At 48.9% G+C, this 14,484-nt stretch carries 12 protein-coding genes; 1 reads left to right on the top strand and 11 read right to left on the bottom strand.

Going from position 1 to position 14,484, the window contains the following annotated elements:
• Positions 1-125: 125 nt before the first annotated feature.
• The 7 genes from tyrS to DWU89_RS04845 all read right to left on the bottom strand — a co-directional run bounded on the left by tyrS (position 126) and on the right by DWU89_RS04845 (position 5,928).
• Positions 126-1,418: a tyrosine--tRNA ligase gene (tyrS, locus tag DWU89_RS04875; RefSeq protein WP_115498546.1), complete on the bottom strand. Its 1,293-nt coding sequence runs from the start codon at positions 1,416-1,418 to the stop codon at positions 126-128.
• 98 nt (positions 1,419-1,516) lie between these two features.
• On the bottom strand, positions 1,517-2,230 hold the full coding sequence (locus DWU89_RS04870) for a TatD family hydrolase (RefSeq protein WP_115498545.1): 714 nt from the start codon (positions 2,228-2,230) through the stop codon (positions 1,517-1,519).
• A 3-nt stretch (positions 2,231-2,233) separates the two neighbouring features.
• A complete protein-coding gene (gene yidD / locus DWU89_RS04865; protein ID WP_208642453.1) occupies positions 2,234-2,455 on the bottom strand; it encodes a membrane protein insertion efficiency factor YidD in 222 nt (73 codons plus the stop codon).
• Positions 2,455-2,841: a ribonuclease P protein component gene (gene rnpA / locus DWU89_RS04860; RefSeq protein ID WP_115498543.1), complete on the bottom strand. Its 387-nt coding sequence runs from the start codon at positions 2,839-2,841 to the stop codon at positions 2,455-2,457. The genes yidD and rnpA overlap by 1 nt, the downstream gene beginning before the upstream one ends.
• Positions 2,831-3,598 carry a uroporphyrinogen-III synthase gene (locus tag DWU89_RS04855; RefSeq protein ID WP_187574917.1) on the bottom strand — a complete coding sequence of 256 codons (768 nt, stop codon included), beginning with the start codon at positions 3,596-3,598 and terminating at the stop codon, positions 2,831-2,833. Before DWU89_RS04855 ends, rnpA begins: the two co-directional genes overlap by 11 nt.
• On the bottom strand, positions 3,595-4,323 hold the full coding sequence (locus tag DWU89_RS04850) for a DUF4271 domain-containing protein (RefSeq protein ID WP_115498541.1): 729 nt from the start codon (positions 4,321-4,323) through the stop codon (positions 3,595-3,597). Before DWU89_RS04850 ends, DWU89_RS04855 begins: the two co-directional genes overlap by 4 nt.
• Positions 4,324-4,491: 168 nt before the next feature.
• Positions 4,492-5,928: a Gfo/Idh/MocA family oxidoreductase gene (locus DWU89_RS04845; protein ID WP_115498540.1), complete on the bottom strand. Its 1,437-nt coding sequence runs from the start codon at positions 5,926-5,928 to the stop codon at positions 4,492-4,494.
• Between the two features lie 197 nt (positions 5,929-6,125).
• On the opposite strand from DWU89_RS04845, the gene DWU89_RS04840 reads away from it, so the two are divergent.
• Positions 6,126-8,942, top strand: coding sequence for a M16 family metallopeptidase (locus tag DWU89_RS04840; RefSeq protein ID WP_115498539.1), 2,817 nt, complete (start codon positions 6,126-6,128; stop codon positions 8,940-8,942).
• Positions 8,943-9,684: 742 nt separating this feature from the next.
• Here the strand turns inward: DWU89_RS04840 and DWU89_RS04830 are convergent.
• The 4 genes from DWU89_RS04830 to DWU89_RS04815 all read right to left on the bottom strand — a co-directional run bounded on the left by DWU89_RS04830 (position 9,685) and on the right by DWU89_RS04815 (position 14,473).
• The gene (locus tag DWU89_RS04830; RefSeq protein ID WP_115498537.1) at positions 9,685-10,581 is read right to left on the bottom strand and encodes a YitT family protein; all 897 of its coding nucleotides are present in this window, start codon (positions 10,579-10,581) and stop codon (positions 9,685-9,687) included.
• Positions 10,582-10,644: 63 nt separating this feature from the next.
• Entirely contained in the window at positions 10,645-11,775 is a 1,131-nt protein-coding gene (locus DWU89_RS04825; protein WP_115498588.1) for a glycoside hydrolase family 43 protein, read from the bottom strand.
• Between the two features lie 10 nt (positions 11,776-11,785).
• On the bottom strand, positions 11,786-12,670 hold the full coding sequence (locus tag DWU89_RS04820; protein WP_115498536.1) for a hydroxypyruvate isomerase family protein: 885 nt from the start codon (positions 12,668-12,670) through the stop codon (positions 11,786-11,788).
• A gap of 27 nt (positions 12,671-12,697) precedes the next feature.
• Entirely contained in the window at positions 12,698-14,473 is a 1,776-nt protein-coding gene (locus tag DWU89_RS04815; protein ID WP_115498587.1) for a hypothetical protein, read from the bottom strand.
• Between the last annotated feature and the right edge of the window lie 11 nt (positions 14,474-14,484).

Raw genomic sequence — 14,484 nt, 5'->3', positions numbered from 1 at the left:
CCTCGACAGACAGAACCAAAAACTGTAGTGCTACCATTACACCATGAGACAATCCGGCGCTTTATTTAAAGCGATGCAAAGGTAAGAATAAAATCTTACCCTGCAAGCGTTTTTGTACGAAAATCTTATTTTGCAATCAGCAAATAGTAGTTCTTCTTGCCTCTCTGAACCAATAAATATTTCTCATCCAGCAGGGAAGAGCAGTCGATCACCATATCCTGGTCTGCCAACTTTTCCTTATTTACACTGACGCCACCGCTCTGAACAAGCTTGCGCATTTCACCTTTAGAAGGGAAAATGGCTGCTTTTTCAGTAAACAGGTCGATAGCCTTCACGCCGGCGCTCAGTTCGTCACGTGAAACCTCAAACTGGGGAACACCGTTGAACACATCCAACAAGGTCTGTTCGTCCAGGTGTTTCAAAGCTTCCGAAGTAGAGTTTCCGAACAGGATGTTGGAAGCCTCGACCGCAGCATCGTAATCTTCCTGGGAATGAACCATGACAGTCACTTCCTTTGCCAGACGTTTCTGCAACGGACGGAGATGCGGAGCTTCTTCCTGCTCTTTGATCAGGGCCTCGATTTCATCCTTAGGCAGATCGGTAAATATTTTGATGTATTTGGCAGCATCGGCATCGCTTACGTTCAGCCAGAACTGATAGAATTTGTAAGGAGAGGTATAACGACGGTCCAGCCATACGTTTCCGGACTCGGTCTTACCGAACTTGCCACCGTCGGCTTTCGTAATCAACGGGCAGGTCAAGGCAAACGCTTCACCGCCTAACTTACGGCGGATCAACTCCGTACCGGTCGTGATGTTACCCCACTGGTCGGTTCCTCCCATCTGCAGGCGGCAACCTTCGTGTTCGAACAGGTACATAAAGTCGTATCCCTGCAACAGCTGGTAAGAGAACTCCGTGAACGACATACCGACAGACGATTCGCGGCTCAGACGTTTCTTTACGGATTCCTTAGACATCATATAGTTAACGGTAATATGCTTACCGATATCACGGATAAAGTTCAGGAAAGAATAATCCTTCATCCAGTCGTAGTTGTTTACCAACTTAGCAGCATTAGGCGCGTCCGAATCGAAATCCAGAAACTTAGCCAACTGCTTCTTAATGCTATCCTGGTTATGACGAAGTGTCGCTTCATCGAGCAGGTTACGTTCAGCCGACTTCATTGAAGGGTCGCCGATCATACCGGTAGCTCCGCCGACCAGGGCAATCGGACGGTGTCCCGCACGCTGAAGATGTTTCAGCATCATAACCGACACCAGGTGACCGATATGCAATGAATCAGCCGTCGGGTCGATACCTACATAAGCAGAAGTCATCTCTTTTTGCAACTGTTCTTCTGTTCCGGGCATCATATCAGCAATCATGCCCCTCCATGTTAATTCTTCAACAAAATTCATCGTTTTAGATTATAGTATTAATTGAATGGCGGCAAAGGTACGACTTTATAATTGAAAATGGAGAATTGAAAATTGAAAATTAGGGGAATAAGAGGGATTTATGATAGATGCAGGACGGAATGGACGTTGTCGGAGACTTGCGCGGCAAACTGCTCCAACGGAAGATTCAGGGAGGCTGAGAGGTTATCGTAGACGGTGCGGATATCGATTTCACGGTCGTCGGTTTCGGCAAATAAACGGTCCGGCCAGGCTATGCGCACGGCTGCCGGATTGAAGTGCTCGCCGAAGGAGAGGTAAAAACCTTGACGGATCAGTTGCCCGGCCAATGCGGCATTACCGCGAAAACCGTGGATAACCCAGGGCATACGGGGCTTGAGCTCTTTCTTCAGGGCGATCAGCTCGTCCCAGGCTTTGACACAGTGGATGATTAAAAAGACACCGAGACTTTCGGCCAAAGCTGCCGATGCTTTGAAGACTTCCAGCTGACGCTCCAACGGCGCTTCCGCCAGCTTGTCCAAACCGGCCTCGCCGATTGCGACGGCACCCGGAAGCATGGCCTGCTGTTCAAGTCCGGCAAGCTGTTCCTCTACATTATATATATACCAGGGATGAATGCCGACGGAATGGAGTTCCCCCTTTCCCGTGCTTGACGCGGGATCGCTCAAACAACCGGCTGTATCCTCTTTTCCGAATGACGATATGGCCTTTTCCGGATGCGATCCCGCGTCGAGCGCGGGAACGAGGCAGTTGACAATCGCGACATCTTCCGGATGAACCGATGGGCGGTGAGTATGTATATCGTAATAAACCATTGCCTACGGAACAGGATCATAGCCGCTACCGCCCCAGGGATGACAGCGAAGAATACGTTTGACTGCCAGATACAGACCTTTTATGGGACCATGTTTCTTGAGAGCTTGCACGGCATATTCGGAACAAGTAGGTGTGTACCTGCACGATGCCGGCGTCATGGGAGAGATACAATATTTATAGAAATAGACCGGCAACAACAGAAGGGTGGTAAAGAAACGCTTCATTATTCTTTGTTGCGAAGTACATTCAATGCTTTCGTCATCGCTTTCTCTATATCGGCAAAAGGATGAATCTCCTTATCCAGATACAGGAATGCCACCAGCATACGCTTGTTTTTTTCTGTCAGCGGATCGATCAGGTCATATTTACGCACCCGGTAGGCCTCGCGCACCTGACGCTTGATCAGGTTTCGCTTGACGGCGCGTCTGAATTTCTTTTTGGGGACACTTATCATGATGGAGACGGGAGCCAACGCCTCCTCTTCCACCGGTAAATAAACGACCCGCAGTGGAAACGCTACAAACGATTGCCCTTTTTCAAACAACAGGTCAATGTAACGTTTCCACGACAGGCGCTCTTCTTTTGAAAGGGTGTACCTTCTATTTACCATTCTTTTTGTTACTACCCATCTCTTTTTTCAGATACAATTCCAGGGCAGCCGTCATCGACGGAGCTTCGGTAGTCGGTGCTTCCACATCCAGACGCAAACCGGCGTCTTTTACCGCTTTGGCTGTCGTCGGGCCGAAACATCCGATCTTTATATCTTCTTGCTTGAAGTTCGGGAAGTTTTTCAACAAAGAGGATATTCCGGAAGGACTGAAAAATACCAGCATATCATAGTCAAACTTCTCATCTTTCGAGAAGTCATTGCTTACGGTGCGGTACATAACAGCTTTCGTGTAGTTAATCTTCTTTGCTTCCAACATAGTCAACAAATCATCTTTATGCACGTCTGAAACGGGCACAAGATACTTTTCTTTTGCATGCTTGCCGATAACAGTAACCAGATCATCCAGCTTGCCGCTCTGTCCAAAAAAGATCTTACGCTTTCTATACACAATATACTTCTGCAAATATACTGCGATAGCTTCCGTCATACAGAAATACTTCATCGTTTCAGGAATAGTAACGCGCAATTCTTCACACAAGTGGAAGAAATGGTCGATTGCCGTACGAGCCGTAAAAACAACAGCCGTATGATCCAGAATAGAAATTTTCTGCTGTCTGAACTCCTTAGACGTAAGGGGTTCTACTTTGATGAAAGGACGGAAGTCGATCTCTACTCCATACTTCTCTGCGATGTCGAAATACGGGGACTTCTCGGATGCAGGCTTCGGTTGTGATACCAGCAACTTTTTGATGTTCAATGCCATAGAGTACTTGTCTCGATAAAGTTATACAAATAAACCATACCTTCGTACAAAAATACCAGAGGTAAAATTTCTTGGGTGCAAAGGTACAAACTAATATATAATAAACCAGTGCTTTTCTTGTGAAATATCCGTATTGTCTTATAAATTATTACAAAACGACACAAAATATAAAGAATACAAAACATAACTACAGGTATTGTCACGTGAGTCCCGACAAACACTAACCACAGCACCGGGACGTACAGAGAGACGCCCCAAATCCCCATTATGGCATTATAACTTGTTTTCCATAGCCGGTATTTATTCGGATCGGCAAACACGCTGCCCAACAAAAAGTAACAACTTTGCTTAAACTGATAGAACAGGAACAGCACGCAAAAGATCGTGCAGAATGTCCACAAGACTTCCCTCCATTCCACATAACTGACAATCCCGTATATCCGTCCGATGGCAATCAGGGCAATGCTGCAAAGAAATAAAACCTGGAACGTCATAAAGTTGCGGAAAAAGAAATCGCTTTTCCCGGCTACGCCATCAAACAGGTTCTGTCTTTCCTTCACCAGGAAAGCGTCTTTCAACATCTTCACAAACAGTTGGAAATTCAGCCGGAACACAAAGGCAAAAACAATAAACAGGAATAGGAGCAGCGAGAAGATCACATCGTCCACCAACTGCCCGTCCCATAACCGAATGCCCACGTATCCTTCAAATATACTCATGTTCCCTATGCGTATTACGGGTGCAAAGATAGATGACAATTGACAATTGACAGTTGACAATTGACAATTATTTCATCTCTGTACAAAAAAGAAAGGCAAGCTTACCCGACAAGCTTGCCTTCTCAAAAATAATCAACCGTTAATAATAACGATCTTAGAAACTATCTTTTAGATATTATAGTATTCTTCCCAACCCTGGCGCGGCATATCGCCAACCAGCATCTGGTTCATGACGGGATCGTTCACGATCTGTTTCAGGTCGCGGTCGAATACGATCTTACGGTTCATGCGCTGTGCCAATACACCCAAGCAGAATACCTGGCTCAACGGACCGGCGATATGGAACGGAGAACGGGTCTGTTCCTTACCCTGGCAAGCCAACAGGAAGTTTGCGTAGTGATTGGACGGACTCTTCTGATATTCAGGCAATGTCGGATTCATATCCTTAGCTACCTTATCAGGAATTACAGACAATGTGCTACCGTGAGAACCACCCTTGAATGTTAATGTCTTTGTATAGATTTCCTTACCCGGGTTCAGTTTAGTCAGCTGCAGTTTACCACCGGCAACAGTCGGGATATTCGGGTCTACATCCGAAGAACCATAGTTTTCAGGAACAGGAGGAATATTGTCCAAACCGTCATACCAGGTAACATCTACGCTCGGCATATCTTTTCTTTCCGGGAAACGGAAGAGGATACGGGAAGACATCGGATAGAAGAACGGATTGTGATCTTTCAGATACAGCGGGTTGATTTCCGTCGGCAAGCCGAGATCCAGGAATTGATGGGCCGTATCGAGGATGTGAGCTCCCCAGTCACCCAGCGCACCCATACCGAAGTCATACCAGCAACGCCACTGTCCCAAATGATAATCGTGGTTATATTCGTGGAACGGACGAACACCTAACCAAGTATTCCAATCCAATGTTTCGGGAACCGGTTCGCCCATCGGCATATGCTTGATGTTCGGGTTCCAGTTATGCCAGCGGCGCGGAGAGTTCATGTGAGCCGTGATAGCCGTTACGTCTTTGATCAGGCCGGCTTCTTTCCATGCTTTAAACTGGAAGTAGTTAGCTTCGGAGTGTCCCTGGTTACCCATCTGCGTAACGACACCGAATTTCTTTTCGGCCTTCATCATCAGTTCGATTTCCTGGAAGGTGCGGGCCATCGGTTTTTCTACATATACGTGTTTTCCATGAGCCATTGCCTCGATTGTGATCGGGAAATGGGCGTGGTCAGGCACACCGACTGTCACAGCGTCGATCTTATCAGCCATCTTGTCGAACATCTGGCGGAAATCCTGGAAGCGCGGAACCTTCGGGAACATGGAAATAAGTTTCTGGGTATGAGGTGCACCCATATCCACATCGCAAAGGGCTACGACTTCGCAAAGACCGGTTTTATACAGTTCTTGTGCGATCTCGCCTCCACGATTACCGATACCGATAAAAGCGATTCTTACTTTTTCGTTAGCGCTAACGAAAGGAACACCCGGCATTCCATTGGCTTTCGACGGAATCCAGAAAGAAGGAATTGCTGTAGCAGCAGAAAGAGCAAATGCCCGTTTCAGAAACGAGCGGCGTGAAATGTCATCTGATTTCATGGTAAATATATTAGATAAATTATTAATGTTTGCGTGCACATTAAAACAACAACCTCACAAAAATAGATATTTTTTTCTTACAGAAAAGCATTCTTCCCAGTTTTTTCCTAAATAAAGGCAAACGTTTTCAGTATTATGTCTGTTGTAATAAAAAACTGTTACATTTGTCGCCTCTTGACAATAAGAAAATAAGTGATATGAAGATCAGACAGATTCTCTCCATCGGATGTCTCCTTTGGATACTCGCCGCCTTCCAACTGGCAGCCCAGCAACCGCAGCTCCAGCCGTTACCCGTAGACCCGAAAGTCAGATACGGGAAGTTAGATAACGGACTAACCTATTATATCCGCCACAATGCGCAGCCGAAAGACCGCGCGGATTTCTTTATAGCCCAGAACGTAGGCTCCATCCTCGAAGATGAAAACCAGCGCGGACTGGCACACTTCCTCGAGCATATGGCGTTCGACGGGACCCTGAATTTTCCCGGCCATGGCATGGACGAGTTCACCGAGAGCGTCGGGATGCGCGGAGGCGAGAACTTCAACGCTTACACGAGCTTCGACGAAACAGTCTATATGATCATGAACGCTCCGGTCACACGTGAGAGCGTCGTCGACTCCTGCCTCCTGATCCTGCACGACTGGTCGGGCTTCATCACGCTTGCAGACACGGCCATAGAGAAAGAACGCGGCGTGATCCGGGAGGAATGGCGCACGCGACAGGACGCACAGGCGCGTATCTGGGAACAGCAGCTTCCGAAGATGTTCCCCGACAATAAATACGCACACCGGATGCCGATCGGGACAATCGACGTCATCAATAACTTCAAACCGGACGAGCTCCGGGCTTACTATAAGAAATGGTACCGTCCGGACTTACAGGGAATCATCATTGTGGGCGATATAGACGTTGACCAGGTAGAGGCCGCCGTAAAACGCATCTTCGCTGATATCCCCGCTCCGGTCAACCCCGCCAAGCGCGAATACACAGAGGTGGCGGACAACGACAAACCGCTTGTCTCCATCGCTAAAGATAAGGAGGCTTCCAATATCATCCTCTCCATTTTCTACAAGCATGACAAGATGCCGCGCGAATTGTATGCGACAGCCGCCGGACTGATGAAAGATTACATGGAAAATGTGATCGAAACAATGATAAACGAACGCTTTGCCGAGATGATGCAAAAGGCGAATCCTCCTTTTGTCGCTGCACAGGCTTCGGACGGCGACTTTATGATCGCCAAGACAAAAGGCGCCTTCACGGTTGCCGCCTTAGTAGAAGAAGGCGGCCTGAAAAGAGCGCTCGACGCACTCGTGACGGAGACGGAACGGGTGAAACGTTATGGCTTCACGGCCTCCGAATACGACCGCGCCCGCATCAATGTACTGAAACAATACGAATCGCTGTTCAACGACCGCGACAAACAGAAGAACCGTTCCTTCACCAACGAATATGTCCACCATTTTACCGACGGAGGTTATATTCCGGGCATTGAAACGGAGTACCAGCTGATCAGCGGAATCGCTCCGCAAATACCGGTTGAACAGGTCAACCAGTACGTAAAGGATCTGATCGGTGACAAAAATATTGTAATCGGCCTGACCGGTCCGGACAAGGAAGGCATGAAATACCCGACCGAAGCACAGCTGCTCGAAGACTTCATGCAGGCACAACAGCTACCAGTCGAACCTTACGAAGAGACGGTTTCCAACGAACCGCTAATTCCTGGGCTGCCCGCACCCGGACAGATCAAGGAGACGAAAACAGACCCGCTGTTCGGCGCAACTGTCCTTACACTCGGCAACGGCATCAAAGTCGTACTGAAACATACGGAGTTCAAGAAAGACGAAATCCTGATGACGGCAACCAGCCCCGGCGGCAGCACCTTGTTCGGGGCAAAGGACATCGATAACCTGAAGGTATTCAACGACGTGATCACGCTCGGCGGAGTCGGCAACTTCTCGGCAACCGACCTGAACAAGGTCCTGGCGGGAAAGAAAGTCTCTTGCTCTCCTTCCATCGGCCTGAATACGGAAAACGTAAACGGCTATGCCGCCCCGTCCGACCTGAAGACGCTGTTCGAACTGGTTTACCTCAACTTCACGGCGCCGCGCATGGACGAAGAGGCCTACACCTCTTTCGAAGGCCGTATGATCGCACAGTTGAAAAACCTGCAATTGAACCCGATGGTCGCATTCAGCGACACGCTGACAGAGGCCATTTACAAGAATAATCCGCGTGCAGCCCGCATCACGGCTGACGACTTCCGCAACATCAGTTACCCGCGCATTATGGAGATGTATAAGGAACGGTTTGCAGACGCTTCCGACTTCGTCTTTACGTTTGTCGGCAACATCGACATGGACAGCATCCGTCCCTACATCGAACAATACCTGGCAACACTGCCCGCCAAAGGACGCGTCGAGAAAGGCAATCCCGCCGAAGTCCCGGCCATCCGCAAAGGCGAGTATACGAATATCTTCAAACGTCAGTTAGAGACACCGAAAGCATCGGTTGTCAACTTCTGGTCCGGACAGATGGATTACAACCTGGAAAACATCCAGACGGCTACCATGCTGAAACAAATCCTCGATCTCGTGTATATGGAAAAGGTACGCGAAGACGAAGGCGGCACCTACGGCGTACAGACTTCCGCACAGATCTCTTCCTTCCCGGAAGGACAAACCTTCCTGCAGGCCTATTTCGATACGGACCCGGCCAAACGGGAAAGGATGAACGAGATCGTCCGCACCGAACTGACAAACATCACCGAGTCCGGTCCGCGTGAAGAAGATTTCAGGAAGAGCCAGGACAATATCCTGAAACGGCATGCCGAGAACCTGCAGGAAAACGTCTACTGGCTGACGACTCTGGACAATTATTATTTCCGCGGATTCAACGGCGAAACGCAATATGTCGAAACACTGCAAGGCATCACACCCGCCAAGATTCAGGCATTTGCCAAGAAGTTGATCGGACAGGGCAACCGGATCGAGGTGGTCATGGAACCGTAACACAACGGGGATGTGTCAAAAGTCCTATTTATAGCGTCTGTGTCCTGACGGGCTTGACCCGCCATCTCATCCTAAACAGATTTACTGTGATTAGGATGAGGTTGCGGGTCAAGCCCGCAATGACACGCTAAAGCGTTAGAACTTACCTTTAACATATCCCCTACAATCGTCCAAAAGATACCGTTTCCCATCTTCTGCTATCATCTTGCTTCAAATCCGCCCCCTCCGCTAACACGCCTTCTTACCCAAGCGCCCCTTCCAGCCTCCCCCGGCAGGCAATTTCCATTACATGCAGACCCATTTCCGATTACATGCCGATCCATTTGCCAACGGATGCCCACCCATTTGCCAAAAGACAGGCATCTTTTTCCACAAACATAAGCACTTTTTCCCCCGAAGGTACCTTCTTTTATACCCGAAAGCCACTGCTTTTATGCTAAGAAGTCACTATTTTCGGAGAAATAAGTGACTGTAACCGTGTTGTTTTCTCTGGAAGGCTTCTCCCGGCAGTCCTTTCCAGATTATCATTTTGCCGGATATCAGAACAGATAATGACCACGCCTTCCAACCGCATGCCTATGAAAACCGTTCCCCGAAGCAAAAAGATATCCGTTCTCCCATCCCGGTAGCAGAATGTCAAACCTTAAGTCCGCGAGAATCGATTATACAAAAAAATCCGGCAGATTCCCTGCTACACGCAAAGGAAACCCTGCCGGATTTGACTTTTTGACAATCTGTCAATTTATGATTTACTCTTTACTTTCAAATGGTCGAAGCCTTCGCCATACACACCGATAACGGCACTCTGGGAAATAAAGGCCCGCGGGTCGATATCATTGATGATCTGAAAGATCGTATTGGACTGGCTCTTTTTTGCCAACACGAACATCATCTTTACCGATTTCCCTGTGTAAAGCCCTGTCCCGTCGATCACAGTCACGCCACGGTGCAAGGCATTAATCTCCCTTCCGATCTCTTCATATTTATTGGAAATGATAAAGAACTGGACCGACTGGCGGGAGCTGTTGACCACCTGGTCGATCATGTAGCCGGTGACAAACAGCGTCACATAACCGTAAACCACCTTCTCCAAATCGTGCAACACAAAATAACTGGATGCAATAATAATCATATCGCAGAACATAATCATACGTCCCAGGCTGACATCCCGGTATTTGTTGACGATCGCCGCAATGATATCCGTTCCGCCCGTACTGCCGTTCGACGCGAAAGCGACACCGATACCGCCACCACAAAAGATAGCGCCCAGAATACAAGCCATAAAGGGCTGGTTCTGCAACAGTTGGAGTCCGGCAGTCAATTGTTGTATCACGGAAAGGAAAAACGTCAGAACAAAAACCGCAAACACTGTCTTCACGCTGAACTTCCATCCTAAGATCTTCAACGAAAGCAACAGTAAAAAGCCGTTAATGGCAAAGTAAGTGTACTGTACGGGCAAACCTGTCCCCCAGTAAATAATAGAGGCGATACCCGGAACAGCTCCCGATGGCAAATCGTTCGGCAACAGGAAAACAGTCCATCCTATACCGTACAAAATCATACCTAAGGCAATGCCCAGGTAATCCTTTAATTCTCTAACCGAAAAAGGGTTAGACTTAATTGACAATGTTGGTTTCATTCTTGTTTGTTTTATGCGGCTGCAAAAGTAGTGAAAGTTTGAATGCAGCCGCACAAAACATATCTAATATTTCCAGCTATCCTTCCATTCGATAACAGGCTGATCACCTTCGAAGCGGATAGGGAGCCAGATGTAGCGGCCGTCTATGGCGTTTTGGGGTGTCCAGCGGTCGCCCATATAGATGAATTGTCCGGGTTTTCCGGGAACAGGCAGCACATATGTGCTCTGTGAATGGAAAGAGGTTTCCGAATCGGCGCCCACAAAGGGATTGGCCAGCTCTTCCCAAGGTCCCCAGATAGAGGAAGCGACAGCGGAACGTCCCGGATTCGGCGCCCAACCGGTGCAACCGGACATGATCAGGTAATACTTGCCGTCTTTCTTGAACATGGCAGGCGCTTCCATAAAGCGACCGACAAAGAAGCGGGCGTAGTTGCCGGAACAGGCCGTGTAATCGTCCGTCAGTTCGGAAATATGCAGCGTGCTGTTATCCTCCGAAGCATAGATATGATAAGCCTTCCCGTCATCGTCTACAAACAGGTTCATATCGCGTGCCATCTGTCCGTTCTCGAAGTCGCGGCCTAACAGGTTCAGCGTATCGGGATGCGCAGGCAGGTCGCCGCCACCGAAACCGTTTTTTGCCTCTTCGGGCACCTTGCCTTTATGGATCTCCAGCACGTTCTTCGGCCAGAAGCCGGCATTCGGACGGTCGGCGGAAAGCAGCGTGTAAGGTCCTGTGACCTTGTCGCTCACGGCAACGCCGCTCTTGGCTCCTGCATAGCCCGCACCTTTCGGCTCGAGGTGGAACCACATCACATATTTGCCTGTCTTCTTATTAAAGATCACCTTCGGACGTTCCAGGATACAGCCTTTTACAATCGGGCTGGATTCATCTTCCGAGACAGACAAGGCGATTCCCTCGTCTTTCCAGTTATACAGGTCTTTGGAAGAATAGCAGTGCACACCGACTAAAGCGCGGTTGCCCGCTTCACCTTCCGTCTTATGTTCGCCAAACCAATAATAGGTGTCGCCCTGCTGCAACATTCCGCCTCCGTGGGCATTGATATGCACGCCGTTATTGTCCGGCCAGATTTCTCCGGGCTTAAAAGCGTTCTCCACCGAAGCGGTATCCGTCTTTCCTTTACACCCGCACAAGGCGAAGATCAGCAATAGGGGATAAATAGCAACTCTCTTCATATTCATTCGTTTATACATCGCAAATACGGATACATTTTTCAAGTGAAGCGATCTTGTCTTCCTGCTTCGGGACAAACTCCTGTCCGACGAAACCTTTGTAACCGGTTTCCACAACCGCCTTCATGATGGCGGGATAGTAAAGTTCCTGCGTTTCGTCGATCTCCGCACGTCCGGGATTGCCTCCGGTATGAATGTGGGAGAAGTATTCGTGGTATTTGCGGATATTCTCGATGATGTTCCCTTCCATGATCTGCATATGGTAAATATCATACAGCAGCTTGAAGTTGGGAGAGCCGACACGGCGGCACAGCTCAACGCCCCAAATCGTATGATCGCACTGGTAATCCTTATGTCCTACGCTATTGAGAAGCTCCATCGTCAGCACGACATTGTGCTTCTCTGCCAACGGCATCAGGCGCTTCAACCCTTGCGCACAGTTTTCCCATCCTTGCAAGTCGGTCAGGCCGTTGCGGCGTCCGGAGAAACAGATCAGGTTGGTCAATCCAGCCTCAGCCACCATCGGAATCACTTTCTCGTAGCTGGCAACCAGTTCGTCATGCAACTTCGGATCGTTGAAACCGCGGTCGATGCCTAAGCCAGCACCCTGGCACATGGCAACAGTCAAGCCATGCTTCTGCACCACAGGCCAGTCCTGCGGGTCGAGCAGTTCGATCGATTCGATCCCTATATTCTTACATATCTCACAAAATTCATCCAGAGGATAACTGCCGAAGCACCATTTACTCACGGAATGGCGGATATTGCCTTTCAGCGGTTCGGGTTTCTCCACTTTCTTCTTCTTCGCGGGAGCGGCTGCTTCCATACCGGATACGGCCATTGCTGCACTGCCTGCCAATACTGTCTTGATGGCGGTTCTTCTTGAAATGTTTTTCATACTATTCTTGTTCTTTCGTTAATTCAATTATTTAATCAGCTCCCATTTACCCTGCAAATAAGCTTTGTCAATCACACCAGCCAAAGCCTTGTCGTTTGTCCGTTCGGCCAAATCCTTCAGGTCATTATACAGATAGAACTGCAACCAGAAGCCGTAATGATAGCGTTCGCGGGTAGACTTCGGCTGTAACATCAGGGCATACCATTTCGTGTTCAACTTCTTGGCTTTCGCTACTTCAATCGCTTTTTCAGCATTCTTCCACATATTGTCGGAGACTTGGGACTGAAGATCAAGGAAGTCTTTATACTTCATGTCAGCGGTATTGATGATCGGACAACGGTCGTCCAATCCCAGTTCCTTCATGGAAATGCGCTGTTCGAAGACCTTGTCACCATCCAGATCGAACTCCATCAGGTCGAAGAAACCGTTATTATCCGTATCCGTATATTTCACGGTTGGGAATACTGTCGGTTCAGTCTCGATACGTTTCGGACCGTAACCGTCATAGATTCCACCCATTCCCTGGTAGAACTTGGCGTTCTGGTCTATGCGCCAGCAGCCCCATTCGGCTCCGTAAAGATGAATCTTTCCGTCTATCGGGCTGACGTACAACTGGCCGTGGCCGGAGTTATCCAAGTCCCATTCGCCCCGGTCACCTGCCGGGTCCGACTGGCCGTTATTATCGATACCGCCTTGTCCTTTACCGACCTTGAAGGGATCGAGCGGCTGATAAAGTTCGACACGTTCCCAGCGGTTGCAGTCGTCATCCTCGTCATACGTGAACCAGGCTTCATCCCATTTTCCTTTCTTAAATGTAAGATCCCAGGCGGCATCATGATCCGGATACAGCAGTTCCGGCAACTGGCGCCAGCGGGCATCCATAAAGAAAGTATCGGCTTCGGGAAGTCCGCGCAGATTCTTGTTGATATGTTTCTGGTCTTTGTAGCTGAAACCGGGACCGGTGAAGCGGATCGTCATATCCAGGTCGAACTCATTGCCCGGACCATTATCATTATCCATATCTATCGAGATGGAGGCCCAGTCGATACTTCCGGCAAGGACGGAATTTGCCTGCCCGTCTTCCTTCACAATCTTAGGCGTATCACAGAAACGGATTGCCATTTCCGTCAGCCCGTCGTTGTCGGGATCATAAAACAGGAAGGGATTCTCCCAGTTCATACGGACATCGTTTACGCGTTCGGTCGAGCTGTGTATCTTCATGAAAGCGCTCTTCCCGTGATAATCTTCGTAGAAGTCGCTGATTCCGTTATGTATCCAGCAGCGGAGCGTAAAGGTATTCCAGTCGACGTAGTTGAACACGTCATCTTTGTCCGTGTCGATCACCCACATATAATGGCCGTTACCGGTCTTCATCCGATCTGCCTCGGGGATGTTATCGACAACGACCTGCATAGCCGGATTGCCATCCTCATCTTCGCCTACCCAATCGATAATCAAGTCGCCATAACCACCGTAAATGCCATCCCTGTTGCGGTCGATCATCAGGCAGTCGTTATCGGTATCGCCTTCCAGATCACCATATTGCATATCATCGTCATCATCGATCCATTGCACAGGAATACCGTTAGCCGTCACCGTACGCAGAATATCCGGATCGCCGTCTCCGTCCAAGTCGATATAAGTCGGCTTATATCCGGCCGGGGCAGGCGGCAGGCGATACGGGATCAGCAAGGTATTTGCATTCCAATAGTCCTTCTTCACGGGTTTATCCGTCTGCGCAGAAACGCCTTGTGCACTCAGCAGCAACGAACCGGCTGCCAGTAATAATGTAATCGGTTTCATCATGTATGTGG

The sequence above is a fragment of the Parabacteroides acidifaciens genome (assembly GCF_003363715.1).
GTDB lineage: Bacteria > Bacteroidota > Bacteroidia > Bacteroidales > Tannerellaceae > Parabacteroides > Parabacteroides acidifaciens.
The sequence above is the reverse complement of the archived record's forward strand: the minus strand, read 5'-3'. Positions and strand labels throughout refer to the sequence as shown.